We start from the raw sequence: 18,004 nt of genomic DNA on the forward strand, positions 1-18,004 counted from the left end.
TGCGATGCCGAACGAACACACCACGCTGCTCGTGATCGGCGGCGGGCCGGGCGGTTACGTCGCCGCGATTCGCGCGGGGCAGCTCGGCATTCCGACGGTGCTCGTCGAGCGCGAGCGGCTCGGCGGCACGTGCCTGAACATCGGCTGCATTCCGTCGAAGGCGCTGATCCATGTCGCCGACGCGTTCGAGCAGGCGTGCGCGCAGGCCGGCGAAGGCATGCTCGGGATTCGCGTGCGCGCGCCGGAGATCGACATCGCGAAAAGCGTCGCATGGAAGGACGGGATCGTCGAGCGGCTCACGCGCGGCGTCGGCGCGCTGCTGAAGAAGCACGGCGTGCGCGTGCTGCAGGGCGACGCGCGCGTCGTCGACGGCAAGACGGTCGATATCGTCGCCGGTGATCACACGACGCGCATCGCATGCGAACACCTGTTGCTCGCGACCGGTTCGGAACCGGTCGCGCTGCCGTCGATGCCGTTCGGCGGGCACGTCGTATCGTCGACCGACGCACTGTCGCCCACGTCGTTGCCGACGCGGCTGGTCGTCGTCGGCGCCGGATACATCGGGCTCGAACTCGGGACCGTCTATCGCAAGCTCGGCGTCGACGTCAGCATCGTCGAAGCGGCGGAGCGCGTGCTGCCCGCATACGACGCGGAACTCGCGAAGCCGGTCGCCGATTCGCTCGCGCAGCTCGGCGTCGGCTTGTGGCTGGGTCACACGGTGCTTGGTCTCGCGAGCGACGGCGCGGTGCGCGTGCAGGCACCCGACGGCGCGCAGAAGACGCTGCCGGCCGATCGCGTGCTGGTCGCGGTCGGCCGCCGGCCGCGCGTCGACGGCTTCGGGCTCGAAGCGTTGCCGCTCGATCGCAACGGCCGTGCGCTGCGCATCGACGACGCATGCCGGACCTCGATGCGCAACGTGTGGGCGATCGGCGACGTCGCAGGCGAGCCGATGCTCGCGCATCGCGCGATGGCGCAGGGCGAGATGGTGGCCGAGCTGATCGCGGGGCGGCGCCGCAAGTTCACGCCCGCGTCGATCCCGGCCGTGTGCTTCACCGATCCCGAGGTCGTCACGTCCGGCTGGTCGCCCGACGACGCGAAGGCGGCCGGCGTCGACTGCATCAGCGCGTCGTTCCCGTTCGCGGCGAACGGGCGCGCGATGACGCTGCACGCGACCGACGGTTTCGTGCGCGTCGTCGCGCGGCGCGACACGCATCTGATCGTCGGCTGGCAGGCGGTCGGGCGCGGCGTGTCGGAACTGGCCGCGGCGTTCTCGCAGTCGCTCGAGATGGGCGCGCGGCTCGAGGACATCGGCGGCACGATCCACGCGCATCCGACGCTCGGCGAAGCGGTGCAGGAGGCGGCATTGCGCGCGCTGGGACACGCGTTGCACGTGTGAACGCACGGCGGTGTCCGTCGCCATCCGTCGCCGGACTAACCCCGGGTGCGGCGCCGATCCGGACGACCGGTGCGATCGCGTTCGAGCATGCGCGGTTCGCGGGTCGCTGTTGACCCTCTTGCGCGAACCGTTCATCGTGTCGGTATCCCGTCCGATTCATCGGCTTCGAACGGGCGGCTCCGGCGCGACGGCATGGTGATGTGCAGCGTCGCACGACTGCCGCTCACGGCCAGCTCTGCACCGGCCATACACGGACAACTGCACATGAAATTGCTGCTCGTCGGCGCGACCGGACTCGTTGGGCGCCGCGTCCTCGACATCGCGCTGGCCGACGCGCGGGTGGACCAGGTCGTCGTGCTCGCGCGCCGGCCGTTGTCGCCGCATCCGAAGATGCGCGCATTGACGGTCGACTTCGATCACCTGCCCGAGGCGGCCGACTGGTGGCAGGCCGACGCGGTGATCTGCACGCTCGGCACCACGATGCGGGTCGCGGGCTCGCAGGCCGCATTCCGCCGCGTCGATCACGACTATCCGCTCGCGGTCGCGCGTCTCGCGCACCGGTCCGGCACGTCGACCTACGTGCTGAATTCCGCGCTCGGCGCGGACCCGGCGTCGCGCATCTTCTACAACCGCGTGAAGGGCGAAGTCGAGCGTGCGCTCGCTGGCATCGGGTTCACGTCGCTCACCTGCGTGCGGCCGGGCCTGATCGGCGGCAGCCGCGACGAGTTCCGGTTCGGCGAGCGGATGATGGCGCTGGCGCTCGGTGCCGCCGGGCCGCTGTTGCCGCCGAAGTGGCGCGTGAATCCCGCGCCGCGCATCGCCCGCGCGCTGCTCGATGCCGCGATCGATGCACGCCCGGGCGTGCATGTCATCGGATCGGAACGGCTCGCGTGAACCGGGGCGGGCGACGTGCTGCCGACGCACGTGGCCGGCAAGGATGAACGAACCGACGTGCGTGCCGGCTATGTTTCGCCGCCGCCGCTGTTGCCCAGCGTCGCGAGCTGGAATTCGACCGCATGGCTCAGCTTGCTGGCGAGCAGCCCGCGCATCTTTGCTGCCGGCAAAAGTGGAAGCAATGACCGATCGACGCTCCGATCCACTTGCACACGCAAGACTGTTTCGTCATACCAACCGATTGCACAAACACGGCGTGCACGCTGACCTACGATGAAGACATCGCGTCCATCGTCTGCCGAACCGTGTGCACTCACTACCGCGCCCCCGATGAAGACCCGGGCATCAGCGAGCTGAAGCTCGGCATCGGCGACCTGTTTCGCCGCGATCCGTGGGAACCCGACGTGTATCCCGACTACGTGGCGCCCATCGCGCGTGCCGACGGCGACGGCCTCGCGGTCGTCAGCGCGGTGTTCGGCTTCTGGCCGAAGTTCATGCAGCCCGTGCGTGTCGACGAGAACGGCCGCAAGCGCAAGAAGCTCGATACGGTGAACGCGCGCGCGGAAACGGTCGGCTCGTCGCGGCTCTACGGCACCGCCTGGCGCAACGGCCAGCGTTGCCTGATTCCTGTGCGCTGGATTTTCGAGCCGTGTTACGAGACGGGCCGCAACGTGTGGCACCGGATCGGCGTCGACGGCTGGCAGCCGTGCTGCGTCGCCGGCATCTGGCGCAGCTTCGTCACCGCCGACGGCCGCGAGCGAATCGGCATGACGATGCTCACGGTCAACGCCGACGATCACCCCGTGTTCGCGCGCATGCATCGGCCCGGCGACGAGAAGCGGGGCGTCGTGATCCTGCGCCGCGACGACTACGACGCATGGCTGCACGCGCGCGACGTCGAAGCCGTGCGGCGCTTGCTGACGCTCCTTCCCTCCGACGACCTGGTGGCCGAGCCCGAGCCGGCGTCGCCCGCCGGCACCTGAGCTTTCATTTCTCCTACGCGCGACCGGCGACTCCGCAGGTCGGACGCGTGCCGTTTTCCGACACGTTTCATAAATCGTCGAACACCCGGGAAATCACCGATATCACGCAAGTTGTATATACAAGAATATCCGCTGGCAATGCCGGCGCACATCGGCGATCCACGGCGCGCCGCACCCGGCGAGCCGACCGGCCGCCCCGGCAAGTTTCCCGTCTCGTCCGAACCATTCGCGATCCTCAGTATCTTGGAGATTTCCCCGTGTCAACGAATCCCAGTGGAAAAGCCGGCGGCCTGATCGAGGTACGCTCGATCGATTTCATTCCCGACGCCGAACGCCACGGCGGGCTGCTGAGCCAGTTCACGCTGTGGCTGTCGGCGAACATGCAGATCACGGCCATCGTCACGGGGGCGCTCGCGGTCGTGCTCGGCGGCGACGTGTTCTGGTCGCTGGTCGCGCTGCTGCTCGGCCAGTTCGTCGGCGGCGCGGTGATGGCGCTGCACGGCGCGCAGGGGCCGCAGCTCGGGTTGCCGCAGATGATCTCGAGCCGCGTGCAGTTCGGCGTCTACGGCGCGATGATCCCGATCGTGCTCGTGTGCCTGATGTACATCGGCTTTTCCGCCAGCGGCTCGGTGCTGGCCGGGCAGGCGGTCGCGCAACTGCTGCACGTCGACGACGCGGCCGGCATCCTGCTGTTCGCGGCCGTGATCGTCGTGCTGACGGTGTTCGGCTATCGCGCGATCCACTTCGTCGGCCGGATCGCGAGCGTGGTCGGCATCGTCGCGTTCGTCTACATGTTCACGCAGCTGTTCGCGAACCACGACGTCGGTGCGCTGCTCGCGAACCGGCACTTCTCGCTCGCGAGCTTCCTGCTGTCAATGTCGCTGTCCGCATCGTGGCAGATCGCGTTCGGCCCGTACGTCGCCGACTATTCGCGCTACCTGCCGCGCTCGACGTCGTCGGTCGCTACGTTCCTCGCGGTCGGCCTGGGCTCGGTGATCGGCGCGCAGGCCGCGATGGTGTTCGGCGTGTTCGCGGCCGCGCTGGCCGGCAGCCAGTTCGCGCACCACGAGGTGTCGTACATCGTCGGGCTCGGCTCGACGGGGGCCGTCGCCGCACTGCTGTACTTGAGCATCGCGTTCGGCAAGGTAACGGTGACCGCGCTCAACGCGTACGGCAGCTTCATGTCGATGGCGACGATCGTCAGTGGTTTCCGCGGCAAGGGCGCGGTGTCGTCGAAGAGCCGTCTCGTCTACATCTTCGGGATGATCTGCGTGTCGACGCTGATCGCGCTGGCCGGCCGTCATTCGTTCCTGAAGGAATTCACCGCGTTCATCCTGTTCCTGCTCGCGTTCTTCACGCCGTGGAGCGCGATCAACCTGGTCGACTACTACTGCTTCACGCGCTCGCGCTATGACGTACCGGCGCTGTCCGACCCGGATGGCCGCTACGGCCGCTGGAACGTGATGGCGATCACGATCTACGTGGTCGGCATCCTGGTGCAGGTGCCGTTCATGTCGACGCACATCTACACGGGCGCGCTCGTCGATGCGCTCGGCGGCACCGACATCTCGTGGATCCTCGGCCTCATCGTGCCGGCCGTGCTGTACTACGTCGGCGCGCGTGCGTCGCGACGCAGCATCCCCGAGCGGCTGATCCTGCCGCTCGAACGCGGCGAGGTTCACCACTGACGCGTGACGCGTGACGCATCGCGTCGCTTGTCGGGCCAGCTTTCCGCCGGCCTGAGCGGCTCGCCGAATCCCGCATCATCGGCAGCCCGCTGCACATCACACCTTCGTGATCCACGATGCCGGCAGGGCGGACCACCGTGCGCGGCGTCGTTTCATTCAAGCACGCCGTATTCGCCGCAGGGCAGTGGCCGTCGAACGCGACGGCGATCACGACCGTCTTTTCGCGTGTGCGAGCAATCCAACGCCTACATCCCCAACCGTTCCGCGAGCGAGTGCTGCTGCATGCAGCGCTCCATCGCGTCGAGGAACGCGTGCTCGGCCGCGTTCATCTTGCGGTCGCGATGCCACAGCAGGAACACGTCGACGTCGACGAGGCCGTCGTCGGGCGGCAGCCGCCACAGCCGTTGCTGCGCGATGTCGTCGCGCACGATGTGCTCGGGCAGGCAGCCGATTCCGTAACCGGCGAAGATCAGCCGTCGCACTTCCTCGAGACTCGGCGACGACGCGACGATGCGCCCGGTGAAGCCCTTCTGGTCGCGGAACACGGTGAGCGGCGACAGGCTGTCGCCGATCTGATCGCTCGTGAACGACACGAAGTTTTCCGCGAGCAGATCCTCCATCCGCAACTGTGTCTGCCCGAACAGCCGGTGATGGCGGCCGCAGTAGATCGCGTAGCGCTGGCGCAGGAAGCAGCGCATCTCCAGCTTGTCGTGCGGCGTGCGGCACAGGCCGAGCCCGGCCGTAGCCGTCTTCTGCAGCAGCGACGACAGGATGTCGGACGAGCGCATCACTTCGATCTGCAGATCGATGCGCGGATACGCGCGATGGAAGTCGGCGAGGAATGCGTCGTAGACGGGCGACTCGATGCGGCTCACCGTCAGCAGCCGGATCGAACCGGTGAGGTCGGCCGTGCTGTCGTCGAGCTCCGTTTCGAGCCGCGACACGCCGCCGTAGATGTCGCTCGCGATCCGGTACACGGCTTCGCCCGCTGGAGTGGGCGCGAAGTGCGCGCCGCGCCGCTCGATCAGCTTGCGCTCCAGCGTGTCTTCCAGCCGCCGCAGCGCCTGGCTCACGGCCGGCTGCGTCACGTGCAGGCGCGCGGCCGCCCGGCTCACGCTGCGCTCCTGCATGATCACCAGGTAGGTGCGCAGCAGGTTCCAGTCGAGGCGGTCGTTGAGGAAGGGCGTGAGGTCGGCGCGCATCGGGTCTCCGCTCGAATCGGATCAATCATTAGCTGAACTTATACGCCGAATAATAACTTGAAATTTGACTAATGATTTGCGGTCGCCGATAAAGGAGGGGCGCCGCACCGTGCGGCGCGAGGCCGCGACAGACGGCCCGCCACCACGATATAGCGCGTGCCGCGGCGCGCGTCAGGAGCCCGCATGACCCAGTCCCTTCCTTCCGCCCGCCAGCCGGCACGTGCCGCGACGGCCGCGTTCGTCGGCACGATGATCGAGTGGTACGACTTCTACATCTACGCGACCGCCGCCGCGCTCGTGTTCGGCGAACTCTATTTCCCGTCGCATGACCGCTTCGTCAGCACGATGGCGTCGTTCGCGACGTTCGCGGTCGGCTTCTTCGCGCGCCCGCTCGGTGGCATCGTGTTCGGCCACCTCGGCGACCGCATCGGCCGCAAGAAGGCGCTGATGACGACGCTGATGATGATGGGCGTCGCGACCGTGTGCGTCGGGCTGCTGCCCGACTATTCGCAGGTCGGCATGCTCGCGCCGGTGCTGCTGATCGTGCTGCGCGTCGTGCAGGGGATCGCCGTCGGCGGCGAGTGGGGCGGCGCGGTGCTGATGGCGGGCGAGCACGCGCCGCAGGGCCGCCGCACCTTCTTCGCGTCGTTCGCGCAGCTCGGCAGCCCGGCCGGGCTGATCCTGTCGCTGGTCGCGTTTCGCGCGGTCACGTCGATGGACAAGGCCGATTTCCTCGCATGGGGCTGGCGCCTGCCGTTTCTCGCGAGCTCGGTGCTGCTCGTCGTCGGCATCCTGATCCGGCTCGGCGTGAACGAGTCGCCGGAATTCGCGCGCGTGAAGGAAGCGAACCGCACCGTGAAGCTGCCGGTGGCCGAAGTGCTGCGCTCCGCGTCGGGGCTCGTGCTGCTCTGCATCGGCGCGAACACGATCGGGATCGCGGGCGTCTATTTCACCAACACGTTCATGATCGCGTACACCACGCAGTACGTCGGCGTGTCGCGTTCGCTGATCCTCGACAGCCTGTTCGCGGTCGCGATCATCCAGTTCATCGCCCAGCCGCTCGCCGCGTGGATCGCCGAGCGTATCGGCGGCGCGCGTTTCCTGAAGATCGCCGCGCTGCTCGCGATGCTGTCGCCGTACCCGATGTTCATGCTCGTGCAGGGTGGCACGTCCGGGTCGCTCGTCGCCGGCATCGCGCTCGCGGTCGTGTGCATGGCCGGCTTCTACTCGGTGATCGCCGGCTTCGTGAGCGGCGTGTTTCCCGCGCACGTGCGCTATTCGGCGATCTCGCTCGCTTATCAGGTGTGCGGCGCGATCGCGGGCGGCCTGACGCCGCTCGTCGGCACCTGGCTCGCGCATCGCTTCGCGGGCCAGTGGTGGCCGCTCGCGGTGTTCTACACGTGTCTCGCCGGCATCTCGCTGCTTTGCATCGTCGCGCTCGACGCGCGACGCGCGGGCCGGCCGGCCGCGGCCGAAGCGCTCGGCTCGCACTGACCCTCGACGAACGAATTCATCGGAGTGCAAATGAAAGACCTGTTGGAAATCGACGGTGCCCGCCTGTGGCGGAGCCTGGCCGACATGGCGCGCATCGGCGCGACGCCGCGCGGCGGCGTGCGGCGCCTCGCGCTGACCGACGACGACCGGCGCGGGCGCGACCTGTTCGCGCAGTGGTGTCGCGACGCGGGGATGACGGTGAGCGTCGACGCGGTCGGCAACCTGTTCGCGCGGCGCGACGGCACCGATGCGCAGGCCGCGCCGGTGCTGATCGGCAGCCATCTCGACACGCAGCCCGAAGGCGGGCGCTTCGATGGCGTGTACGGCGTGCTCGCCGGGCTCGAAGTCGTGCGCACGCTCAACGATGCGGGCATCGTGACCGGCAAGCCGCTCGAGATCGTGTCGTGGACCAACGAGGAGGGCGCGCGTTTCGCGCCGGCGATGCTCGGCTCGGCCGTGTTCACGGGCGCGCTGCCGCTCGACGACGCGCTCGCGAAGCAGGACGCCGACGGCATCACGCTCGGCGCCGCGCTGGACGCATGCGGCTGTCGCGGCACGCGTGCGGCGGGCGGCGCGGTCGACGCGTATTTCGAAGCGCATATCGAACAGGGGCCCGTGCTCGAGGCGAACGGCACGACGATCGGCATCGTCACGGGCGGGCAGGCGATCCGCTGGCTCGACGTGCGCGTGACGGGCGTGGCCGCGCACGCGGGCACGACGCCGATGCCGTATCGCAAGGACGCGTATTTCGCGAGCGCGCAGATGGCGCTCGAACTGGAACGCATCGTCGCCGGCTACGCGCCGCGCGGGCTCGCGACGATCGGGCAGGTCGGCATCCGCAACGCGTCGCGCAACACGATCGCCGGCGACGTGACGTTCACCGTCGACCTGCGCCATCACGACGACGCGCAAGTCGATGCGATGGAGCGCGCGCTGCGTGACGCATACGCGCGCGTGGCCGCGGCGCGCGGCGTGCAGGTCGCGATCGATACCTGCTGGCGCAGCCCCGCGACGCCGTTCGACCGCGGCTGCGTCGAGCTGGTCGCGCAGGCGGCGCAGGCATTTGGTTATACGAACGAACGGATCGTCAGCGGCGCCGGTCACGATGCGATCGTGCTCGCGCGCCGCGTGCCGACCGCGATGGTGTTCATCCCGTGCGTCGACGGGCTGTCGCACAACGAGGCCGAGGACGCGCTGCCCGACGACGTGACGCGCGGCACCAACGTGCTGCTCAACGCGGTGCTCGCGCGGGCGGGCGTCGCGACGCGCGTGGCTGCAGCGGCAGCCGCGCACGATGCATGACGCGACGAATCGACGAGGACCGACGATGAAAACCTATTTCCACCCCGAACAGTTGCTGCACCATCCGCGGACCTACCTGTCGCGCGGCAGGATGCGCGAGCCACAGGAAGTGCCCGAGCGCGCGGCGCGGCTGGTCGCGGCCGTGCGTTCGCTCGACTTCGACGTGCGCGAGCCGGCCGACCGCGGCACCGCGCCGATCGCGGCCGTGCACGACATGAACTACCTGCGTTTTCTGGAGGAAGCGCACCGCGACTGGAAACGGATGCCCGACGACTGGGGCGACGAAGTGATGTCGAACGTGTTCGTGCGCGATCCGAATCCGCTGCGCGGCGTGCTCGCGAAAGCCGCGCGCTATCTCGCAGACGGCAGCTGTCCGGTCGGCGCGAACACGTGGTGCGCCGCGTACTGGTCCGCACAGAGCGCGCTCGCGGCCGCGGCGGACGTCAACGACGGCGCGCGCGACGCGTACGCGCTGTGCCGCCCGCCCGGCCATCACGCGCGCCGCGATGCGGCCGGCGGCTTCTGTTACCTGAACAACGCGGCGATCGCCGCGCAGGCGCTGCTCGGCCGCCATTGGCGCGTCGCGATCCTCGACACCGACATGCATCACGGGCAGGGCGTGCAGGAAATCTTCTACGGCCGCGACGACGTGCTGTACGTGTCGATCCACGGCGACCCGACCAATTTCTATCCGGTCGTCGCCGGCTACGAGGAAGAGACGGGCGCGGGGCCCGGCGACGGCTACAACCTGAACCTGCCGATGCCGCACGGCGCGCCCGAGTCGACCTTCTTCGAGCGGCTCGACGACGCGCTGCGCGCGCTCGCGCGGTTCCAGCCGGAGGCGCTCGTGCTCGCGCTCGGCTTCGACATCTACAAGGACGACCCGCAATCGCAGGTGGCCGTCACGACCGACGGGTTCGGCCGGCTCGGCGGCGCGATCGGCGCGCTCGGCTTGCCGACGGTGATCGTGCAGGAGGGCGGCTATCACCTCGAGAGCCTCGATGCGAATGCGCGTGCATTCTTCGGCGGGTTCGCCGCCGCGCGCTGATACGTCGACATGGCGGCCGCGATGCGCGGCCCATCAGCGACAACGCCCGCGTCGGCATCCCGGCGCGGGCGTTGTTCAATTGGGCGCCGCGTATCGGCACCCTGCGGGTCGCGGTGCGCTTACGAGTTCGCGGCGACCGCCCCGCGGCGGCGTTGCATCCTTTGCAGCGCGACCAGCGCGAGCCCGGCCGCGGCGATCAGCCCGCCGACGAGCGGCACGGCCGCGTAGCCGAAGCCGGCCGAGATCGCCGCGCCGCCGGCTGCCGCGCCGAGCGCATTGCCGAGGTTGAACGCGCCGATGTTGACGGCCGATGCGAGGCCCGGCGCTTCGTGTGCGGCACGCATCACGCGCATCTGCAGCGGCGGGACCACCGCGAACGTCGCGACACCCCACACCAGCAGCGTGGCCGCCGCGCCGACATGCGTGCGGGCGAGCAGCGGGAACCCGGCCATCGTCACGATCAGCAGCACCAGGAAGCCGATCAGCGTGGCGTCGAGCGAGCGGTCGGCGAGGCGGCCGCCGGCGATGTTGCCGATCGAGAAGCCGACGCCGATCAGCACGAGCATCGCGGTCACGAAACCGGGCGTCGCGCCGGTCACGTGTTCGAGCGTCGGGGCGACGTACGTGTAGAGCGTGAACATCGCGCCGGCGCCGAGCACCGTGGTCGCGAGCGCGCCGAGCACGACGGGGCGCGTGAGCACCGACAGTTCGGCACGCAGGTTCGGCATCTTGCCGGCCTCGCCCTTCGGCAGCGCGGCGAACAGGCCGGCGATCGCGATCAGTCCGAGCGCGGCGGTGGCCGCGAACGACATGCGCCAGCCGATCATCTGGCCGAGCCAGGTCGCGGCCGGCACGCCGCCGACGTTCGCGATCGTGAGGCCCATGAACATCGTCGCGACCGCGCTGGCCTGCCGTTCACGCGGCACGAGGCCGGCCGCGACCACCGAGCCGAGCCCGAAGAACGCGCCGTGGTTGAGGCTCGTGACGAGTCGTGCGAGCAGCAGCGTCGTGTAGTCGGGCGCGATGGCCGACAGCAGGTTGCCGATCGTGAAGATCGACATCAGTGCGATCAGCGCCGAGCGGCGCGACCAGCGCGCGAGCAGCAGCGTCATCAGCGGCGCGCCGACCATCACGCCGATCGCATACGCGCTGATCAGCATGCCGGCCTGCGGAATCGACACGTGGACGCCGTCGGCGATCACGGGCAGCAGGCCCATCGGCGAGAACTCGGTCGTGCCGATGCCGAACGCACCGGCGGCGAGCGCCAGCAGCGGCAGCGTGGCGCTGCCGCCCGGGCGGGAAGGAGAAGAAGTCGTGGGGTTCACGCGATGCGCTCCTGTAAGCATGGGGCAACGGCATCGGCCGTTGTGGACAGGGTGAAGTGTGCCTGCATGACTTTTGCGGAAAAAGCCGTATCCGGGCGAAATTATCTTGATTTCATGTCAACAATGCGGGGTTGGGGCCGCGTGCAGGCGCGGCCGGCGGCGTCGGGCAGCTCGGGCGACGGGGTGGGCAGCCGCCCGCGTGGGTGACGCAAGTGCGTGATCCTTCCGCCGATCCTGTACCCACGCGGCTCGCGCCCAAAAAAAGCCCCGGTCACAGGGGGACCGTGACCGGGGCGGAAAGGCATCCTCTCTTTGGCACGAGGGTTGGATGCGGGCGCAGTATATTTCGGGGCATAACGATTCGAAATGACGTTAAACGGCCGTTTTTGGTGTCAATTTAAAAATAGCGATGCGGTCGCGCCGATTGTCACGAATCTGAAAGAATTTTCGTGCGTTCCGGCGCATGTTTAGGTGCGATGACGGCGAAGCCGGCCGTCGTCGCGCGGCGCGGCCGCCCGCCCCAGGCGGCCCGATCTGCGGTCCGCGATGCTACGGAATCCGTCGCAGGTGCGCCGGTTGATTTCGCCGGCGCTCGGTCACTCCGCGTGGCCGGCCGCGTCGCGCACGGCATCGAGAAACCGTGCGACGACGGGGGAAGCGGGCGCCGCCGCGCCGTCGAACACGAACTCGATGTCGAAGCGGCTCGCGAGTTCGTCGAGCGCGACGAGCCGTACCGTGCGCGGGCACGTCGGCGACGCGCTTTCCGGCACGAACGCGCAACCCATGCCGGCCGCGACGAGCCCGATCAGCGTCGGGATGTCGCTGCCGACCTGCGCGATACGCGGCGTGAAGCCCGCGCGCTCGCACTGCGCCATCACGAAGCGATGGTGCGCGGCGGAGCGCACCGCGTCGAACCACACGAACGGTTCATGCGCGACGTCGGCGAGCGTGCGCGGCGCGTGAAAGCGCCCGCCGGGCGGCGCGGGCATCGCCAGCACGAATCGGTCGCTCAGCAGCCGCACGCCCGACAGATGCGGTGCCTCGTCGCGGCGCCACGCCATGATGCCGCCGTCGAGCTGGCCGCGCATCAGCGCCGCCGCCTGCTCGGCCGACAGCATCGGCGCGATCGACAGCTTCACGTCCGGACACGCGTCGCGAAACGCCCTGAGCACGTTCGCGACGACCGGCAGCGGCAGGCAGTTCGGCAGCGCGCCGAGCCGCAGTTCGCCGAGCTGGCCGGCCGCGCTGCGCAACGCGCGTTCGCGGCTGTCCTGCAACGTCGCGAGCAGGCCCGTCGCATCCTGCAGGAAACTCGCGCCGGCCGCCGTGAGCGTGACGCCCGTCGTGCGGCGGATCAGCAGCGGCGTACCGATCGCGGCCTCGAGCTCGCGGATCTGCCGCGACAGCGCAGGCTGGACGATGCCGGCCGCGCGGGCGCCGGCCATCACGCTGCCGGCTTGCGCGACCGCCACGAAGTAACGCAGGTGACGCAGTTCGATCTGGCGCATGCGGGGTGGGCTCCGGTTTCAATTCAGTGGATATGCCTGTCAAGCATAGCAATGGTCCTTCGATGGTATTGGAAAGCATGGCCCGCGTGCCGTACGATGGGCGCCATTGCCGGGCCTGTTCACAGGCTGCGTGCGATTCCCTTGTCCCGACTGTCCTCACGGTGTCCCGCGCCATGCCGCTTCATATCCCGACTCCCTATATCCGTTCGCAAATCGCGTCGCGCCGCCTCGGCACGAACATCCGGCTGAAGCTCGACGCGCTGCAGCCGTCCGGTTCGTTCAAGTTGCGCGGCATCGGCGCGGTTTGCGAAGCGCGGCATGCGGCCGGCGCGCGCCGGTTCGTGTCGTCGTCGGGCGGCAATGCGGGCATCGGGGTCGCGTATTGCGGCCGTGAACTCGGCGTGCCGGTGCTCGTCGTCGTGCCGGAAACCGCGTCGGCCCGCGCGCGCGAGCTGATTCGTGTCGAAGGCGCGGAGGTGGTCGTGCACGGCGCGAGCTGGGTGGAGGCGAACGCGTTCGCGCTGGCGGCCGTCGGCGCGCAGGACGCGTTCGTGCATCCGTTCGACGACCCGGTGCTGTGGCAAGGGCACGCGACGATGATCGACGAGATGGCGCTGACCGGCCCGAAGCCCGACGCGGTCGTGCTGTCGGTCGGCGGCGGCGGGCTGCTGTGCGGCGTGCTCGAGGGGCTTGCGCGCAACGGCTGGCACGACGTGCCGGTGGTCGCGGTCGAGACGGAGGGCGCCGACAGCTATGCGCGCTCGGTCGCGCAGGGGCGCCCGGTCGAGTTGCCGGCGATCACGAGCGTCGCGACGACGCTCGGCGCGAAGCGGCCGTGCGATGCGGCGGTCGAATGGGCGACGCGGCATCCGATTCATCCGGTCGTCGTGACGGATGCGCAGGCGGTGGCGGCGTCGTTGCGGTTCCTGGACGAGCACCGGATCGTCGTCGAGCCGGCGTGCGGCGCGGCGCTGGCCGCGCTCGAGCAGTCGGTGCCAGTGCTTGCGTCGGCGTCGGACATCGCGGTGATCGTGTGCGGCGGCGTGACGGCGACGGTCGAGCAACTGCAGACGTTGAACGCGACGTTGCGGTAACGCGCTGACGCCCCGGCGTACGTCACGCGGCGCAGCGGGACGACGTTGCAGAAGAAGCCGTAACGGCGCCTGTGCAGTTAGTTCGCGGCGGGCGCGCTGGCGCCGATCGACGCGGACGAGGCGAGGGGAGCGGCAGTTGCCGATACAGGCGCTTTGTCTGCGGCCGTCGAAGTGGCGCTCGACGGCACAGGTGCGGATGCCGCGGATACGGGCGTGGCCGATACCGGCGTTGCGGCCGCCGTCGTGGCAGCCACTGGCGTCGAAGCAGCCGACGTCGAAGCGGCCGATGTCGAAGCGGCCGGCGTCGAAGCGCCCCGCATCGAATCAGCCGACGTCGAAGCAGCCGGCATCGAAGCGGCCGACGTCGAAGCAGCCGGCATCGAAGCAGCGAGCGTCGAAGCAGAAGCCGGCGTCGGAGCAGCAGACGCAGGTGCCGAAGCCGGCACCGGAGCCGAAGCCGGCGCGGCTCCCGGCACGACACCGCGCATTGCCCCCGGCGCAACCACGGCCGATGCCGGCGCAGGCACGGCCGGCACGACGGGCGTACCCGGCGTCGGCGCGACGCTCGGCACCGACAGCGGCACGGGCGCCGCCGGCGGCGTCGGCACCACGGGCGTCGTCATCTTCATCGGCTCGCCCTGCGGCGTCGGCGCGGGTTCGGGCAGCGGCGCGACGGGCTCCTTCTCGGCCGCTTTCACGGTGGCGCGGTCGCGGCGGGCGGGATCGATCTTCAGGAAATGCTCGACCAGATTGAAGAAGCGCTCGTAGAACACGCCGGCGGGAATCGTCTCGCTCGCCGTTTTCACGAGCGCGTCGTCGCTCGAACCGATCGGCAGCGACAGCGACCCGAACACGCTCAGCCCGACGCTGGCCGACGTATTCGACTTCTTCAGCGTGTAGCGGTCCTGCACCGCGTTCACGTACGCGATGCTCGACGTGCCGTCCGCGGTCGCGTCCGCGCACACGACGTGAAACTCGATCACGACGTGCATGTCGTTGTTCGGCTGGAAATTCTTGCTGCCGTCGACCGCATCGTTGCGCGACGACGACACGACATAGCCCTGGCTCAGCAGCGCGCGACGCGCGGCCTCGCAGGCCGCGTCGGATTTCGAGCGGAACGTGTGCGCATACGGGCTGGTCGCCGCGTCGAACTGCTCCTGCTGGTAGATCGGCTTGGGCGGCGACGAGCACGCCGCCAGCACGGCCGCGGCCGCGAGCGCGCACGAAACGGAAAACAGGCGAAATCGGTTGTGCATGGCGTCTTTCAAAAGGCTCGGCGAAATGCCGTGCGGGGCGGCGGGCGCCGCCCACGCGATGCCGCGCAACGGCTGTGCCGGTGCACGGCGCTTGGCAATCTCGTATGGCCGGGGCGTCATTATAGTTTCGTTTGATGTCGCGCTTGCTTCAGCCGGCCGGCGCCGACGGCGCGACGGCGAGCAATTGCGACACGAGCGGATGGTGTTCGCCGCGCCGCGAGCGGATCGCGTGGATTTCCTCGGTGACATCGCCCGCACGGCCGAGCCGGCGCAGTCCGCGCAACAGCGACGCGTCGTTCGCGCCCAGTTCGCTGAGCGGAAACACGCCGAGGCCGCGTGCCGCGAACACGGCCATCAGCGCGCTGTCCTCGAATTCCCCGGCCACCCGGGGCACGATCCGTTCCCGCTCCAGCCACAGGTCCAGGCGTGCGCGCAGCGCCGAATGGGCGGTCGGCAGCAATACTGGCAGCTCGGCGAGGCAGTGCGGGAAGCGCTGCCGCGCGGCGGGCGTGACGAGCGCCGCGGGCCCGTACCAGTCGACCGGCGACGCGACGAGCCGCTCGCTCGTCACCCGCAGATTCGACCCCGAAGGCGCCCCCTGGCCGGCCAGCACGAGATCGAGGTGATGCAGGGCCAGTTCCGCGAGCAGCGCGTCGTGCTCGCCCTCGTGACACAGCAGCCGAAGCGTGGGCGTGTCGAGCACCGGCGCGAGGATCGCATGCGCGGCCAGCTTCGAGATCCCGTCCGCGAGGCCGACCGCGAGCCGCACGGTCGGCTGGCTGGCCGCCGCGCGCACCTCGTCGGGGATCAGCCGACCCATCTCGAAGATGACCTCCGCGCGCGCATACGCGGCCTGGCCCGCATCGGTCATCGTGACGCCGCGCCCGGCCGGGCGCAGCAGCTGGTGGCCGAGCGACTTCTCCAGCTCGCGCACCTGCGCGCTGATCGTCTGGACGGCCATGTCGAGCCGCTCGGCGGCGCGCGCGAAGCCGCCTTCCTTCACGACGACCCAGAAATAGTACAGATGGCGAAAATTCAGCATCGGAGCGAGATTTCGAAAAAACCGAACCAAAGATCAGATTCTCGCTGATTTTTACGAAGTCATGGAAGGCCTATCATCGGACTTTCCAACATTCGAATCGGCCCTATTCATGGACTATCTGCTGACGCTTGCCGCCGACCCCGCCGTCTGGGCCGCGCTCCTGACGCTCGTCGTGATGGAAGTCGTGCTCGGCATCGACAACCTGATCTTCATCTCGATCCTCAGCAACAAGCTGCCGGAAGCGCAGCGCGCCCGCACGCAGCGCCTGGGCATCGGGCTCGCGCTCGTGATGCGCCTCGCGCTGCTCGGCAGCGTTGCGTGGATCGCCAGCCTCACCGAACCGGTGTTCACGCTGTTCGATCACGCGTTCTCGTGGCGCGACATGATCCTGCTGGCGGGCGGCCTGTTCCTCGTGTGGAAGGCGACTACCGAGATCCATCATCACGTGTCGCATGACGCCGACGGCTCGGGTGCGTCCGGCGGCGCGGCCGGCCTGACCGTCTGGGCCGCGATCGGCCAGATCGTGATGCTCGACATCGTGTTCTCGATCGACAGCATCGTGACCGCGATCGGCATGACCGAGCACGTGCCAATCATGTTCGTCGCGGTGATCGTCGCGGTGAGCGTGATGCTGTTCGCCGCCCAGCCGCTCGCACGCTTCATCGACCGCAACCCGACCATCGTGATGCTCGCGCTGTCGTTCCTCGTCGTGATCGGCATGACGCTGATCGCGGAAGGTTTCGGTTCGCACGTGCCGAAGGGCTATATCTACGCGGCGATGGCGTTCTCGGCGTTCGTCGAGGGTATGAACATGCTGGCGCGTCGCGCGAAGGCCAAGCGCGCGGCACGCGGCGAAGGTCACTGAGCAAGCGGGCGGGCGAGGGCCCGCCCTCGATTCGGAATTCTCAACGAAAGGAGAAACGCGATGAAATGTCCGGTCTGCAAGACGCCCGACCTGCTGATGGCCGAGCGCCAGTCGATCGAGATCGACTACTGTCCGACGTGCCGTGGCGTGTGGCTCGATCGTGGCGAACTCGACAAGCTGATCGCACGCGAAACCGGCGAGGTGCCGGCACGCCGCGACGAGCCGGTGGTGCGGCACGATGCCCACGCGCCGCGCGGGCGTGACGATGGCTGGGGGCGCGACGGTCGCCCGCACGACGACCGTTACCGGCACGACGGCCAGCGTCGCAAGAAGTCGATGTTCGACCTGTTCGATTTCGATTGAACGCGACGGCGCGCGCGTAGCACGCCGCACGCCGCACGTTGCAAAAAGCCCCGCCAGGTGTGATGCCTGGCGGGGCTTTGTCATGCGCGTGACGCGATGAACACGCGCCGGCGCTTACGCGTTGCCGGCCGTCACGTCGATGCGGCGCGGGCGTGTTTCCTCACGGCGCGGAATCGTCAACGTGAGCACGCCGTCGCGCAGGCTCGCATCGATTTGCGACGTGTCGAGATCGGGGCTCAGCACGAACGTGCGCACGAAGCGCGGCGCGCGGACTTCGGCATGGCGCACGCGCAGGTCGGCCGGCGTGTCGATGCGCGTGTCGGCTTCGATCGTCAGCGTGTTGTCGTGCACCTTCACGTCGAGGTTCTCGCGCGGCACGCCGGGCAGGTCGGCGCGCAGCGTGACGCGCCGCGCGTCCTCGACGATATCGACGGCCGGCGTGAGCGCGGGCCGGCGCGCGGCTTCGGCGGATGCCGCATGGAGGGCACCGTTGCGGCGTTCGGTCAGGTTCTGGCTCATCTGGCTCATATTCATGTCGTTCTCC

Annotated in this window: 16 protein-coding genes; 10 read left to right on the top strand and 6 right to left on the bottom strand. The window is 69.1% G+C overall.

Features of this window, described 5'->3' with window-relative positions; translation table 11 throughout:
- Window positions 1-4 precede the first annotated feature (4 nt).
- The 4 genes from lpdA (at window position 5) to BAMB_RS05730 (ending at window position 4,961) form a co-directional block, all read left to right on the top strand.
- Complete coding sequence (gene lpdA, locus BAMB_RS05715; protein ID WP_011656458.1) at window positions 5-1,396, top strand: dihydrolipoyl dehydrogenase; 1,392 nt, start codon at window positions 5-7, stop codon at window positions 1,394-1,396.
- 264 nt (window positions 1,397-1,660) lie between these two features.
- Window positions 1,661-2,290, top strand: a complete 630-nt coding sequence (locus BAMB_RS05720; protein ID WP_011656459.1) for an NAD(P)H-binding protein — start codon at window positions 1,661-1,663, stop codon at window positions 2,288-2,290.
- 305 nt (window positions 2,291-2,595) lie between these two features.
- Window positions 2,596-3,273 (top strand): SOS response-associated peptidase family protein, encoded by a 678-nt coding sequence (locus BAMB_RS05725; protein WP_011656460.1) that lies wholly within the window; start codon window positions 2,596-2,598, stop codon window positions 3,271-3,273.
- Window positions 3,274-3,530: 257 nt separating this feature from the next.
- A complete protein-coding gene (locus BAMB_RS05730; RefSeq protein WP_011656461.1) occupies window positions 3,531-4,961 on the top strand; it encodes a purine-cytosine permease family protein in 1,431 nt (476 codons plus the stop codon).
- A 245-nt stretch (window positions 4,962-5,206) separates the two neighbouring features.
- Here BAMB_RS05730 and BAMB_RS05735 read toward each other — a convergent pair whose 3' ends face one another.
- Window positions 5,207-6,163, bottom strand: coding sequence for a LysR family transcriptional regulator (locus tag BAMB_RS05735; RefSeq protein WP_011656462.1), 957 nt, complete (start codon window positions 6,161-6,163; stop codon window positions 5,207-5,209).
- 183 nt (window positions 6,164-6,346) lie between these two features.
- Here BAMB_RS05735 and BAMB_RS05740 point away from each other — a divergent pair, with 183 nt between their 5' ends.
- Genes BAMB_RS05740 through BAMB_RS05750 form a run of 3 tightly spaced genes read left to right on the top strand, consistent with a single transcriptional unit; the run spans window position 6,347 to window position 10,007 of the window.
- Window positions 6,347-7,657, top strand: a complete 1,311-nt coding sequence (locus BAMB_RS05740; RefSeq protein WP_011656463.1) for an MFS transporter — start codon at window positions 6,347-6,349, stop codon at window positions 7,655-7,657.
- A 30-nt stretch (window positions 7,658-7,687) separates the two neighbouring features.
- Window positions 7,688-8,959 carry a Zn-dependent hydrolase gene (locus BAMB_RS05745; RefSeq protein ID WP_011656464.1) on the top strand — a complete coding sequence of 424 codons (1,272 nt, stop codon included), beginning with the start codon at window positions 7,688-7,690 and terminating at the stop codon, window positions 8,957-8,959.
- A 25-nt stretch (window positions 8,960-8,984) separates the two neighbouring features.
- Entirely contained in the window at window positions 8,985-10,007 is a 1,023-nt protein-coding gene (locus BAMB_RS05750; RefSeq protein WP_011656465.1) for a histone deacetylase family protein, read from the top strand.
- Between the two features lie 119 nt (window positions 10,008-10,126).
- Here BAMB_RS05750 and BAMB_RS05755 read toward each other — a convergent pair whose 3' ends face one another.
- Complete coding sequence (locus BAMB_RS05755) at window positions 10,127-11,332, bottom strand: MFS transporter (protein WP_085963123.1); 1,206 nt, start codon at window positions 11,330-11,332, stop codon at window positions 10,127-10,129.
- A gap of 596 nt (window positions 11,333-11,928) precedes the next feature.
- Window positions 11,929-12,840, bottom strand: a complete 912-nt coding sequence (locus tag BAMB_RS05760; RefSeq protein ID WP_011656467.1) for a LysR family transcriptional regulator — start codon at window positions 12,838-12,840, stop codon at window positions 11,929-11,931.
- Window positions 12,841-13,013: 173 nt separating this feature from the next.
- Here BAMB_RS05760 and BAMB_RS05765 point away from each other — a divergent pair, with 173 nt between their 5' ends.
- The gene (locus BAMB_RS05765; protein ID WP_011656468.1) at window positions 13,014-13,934 is read left to right on the top strand and encodes a pyridoxal-phosphate dependent enzyme; all 921 of its coding nucleotides are present in this window, start codon (window positions 13,014-13,016) and stop codon (window positions 13,932-13,934) included.
- Between the two features lie 77 nt (window positions 13,935-14,011).
- Here BAMB_RS05765 and BAMB_RS05770 read toward each other — a convergent pair whose 3' ends face one another.
- Both BAMB_RS05770 and BAMB_RS05775 read right to left on the bottom strand, forming a co-directional pair.
- Window positions 14,012-15,190: a DUF2242 domain-containing protein gene (locus BAMB_RS05770; RefSeq protein WP_011656469.1), complete on the bottom strand. Its 1,179-nt coding sequence runs from the start codon at window positions 15,188-15,190 to the stop codon at window positions 14,012-14,014.
- A gap of 148 nt (window positions 15,191-15,338) precedes the next feature.
- Window positions 15,339-16,232, bottom strand: a complete 894-nt coding sequence (locus BAMB_RS05775; protein WP_011656470.1) for a LysR family transcriptional regulator — start codon at window positions 16,230-16,232, stop codon at window positions 15,339-15,341.
- A 109-nt stretch (window positions 16,233-16,341) separates the two neighbouring features.
- On the opposite strand from BAMB_RS05775, the gene BAMB_RS05780 reads away from it, so the two are divergent.
- Both BAMB_RS05780 and BAMB_RS05785 read left to right on the top strand, forming a co-directional pair.
- On the top strand, window positions 16,342-17,097 hold the full coding sequence (locus BAMB_RS05780; RefSeq protein WP_041491132.1) for a TerC family protein: 756 nt from the start codon (window positions 16,342-16,344) through the stop codon (window positions 17,095-17,097).
- 60 nt (window positions 17,098-17,157) lie between these two features.
- A complete protein-coding gene (locus BAMB_RS05785; RefSeq protein WP_011656472.1) occupies window positions 17,158-17,460 on the top strand; it encodes a TFIIB-type zinc ribbon-containing protein in 303 nt (100 codons plus the stop codon).
- A 114-nt stretch (window positions 17,461-17,574) separates the two neighbouring features.
- On the opposite strand, the gene BAMB_RS05790 is transcribed toward BAMB_RS05785, so the two are convergent.
- Complete coding sequence (locus BAMB_RS05790) at window positions 17,575-17,994, bottom strand: Hsp20/alpha crystallin family protein (protein WP_011656473.1); 420 nt, start codon at window positions 17,992-17,994, stop codon at window positions 17,575-17,577.
- Window positions 17,995-18,004: the final 10 nt, after the last annotated feature.

Origin of the sequence: Burkholderia ambifaria AMMD (assembly GCF_000203915.1) — a bacterium.
In the GTDB taxonomy this organism is placed as follows: Bacteria; Pseudomonadota; Gammaproteobacteria; order Burkholderiales; family Burkholderiaceae; genus Burkholderia; species Burkholderia ambifaria.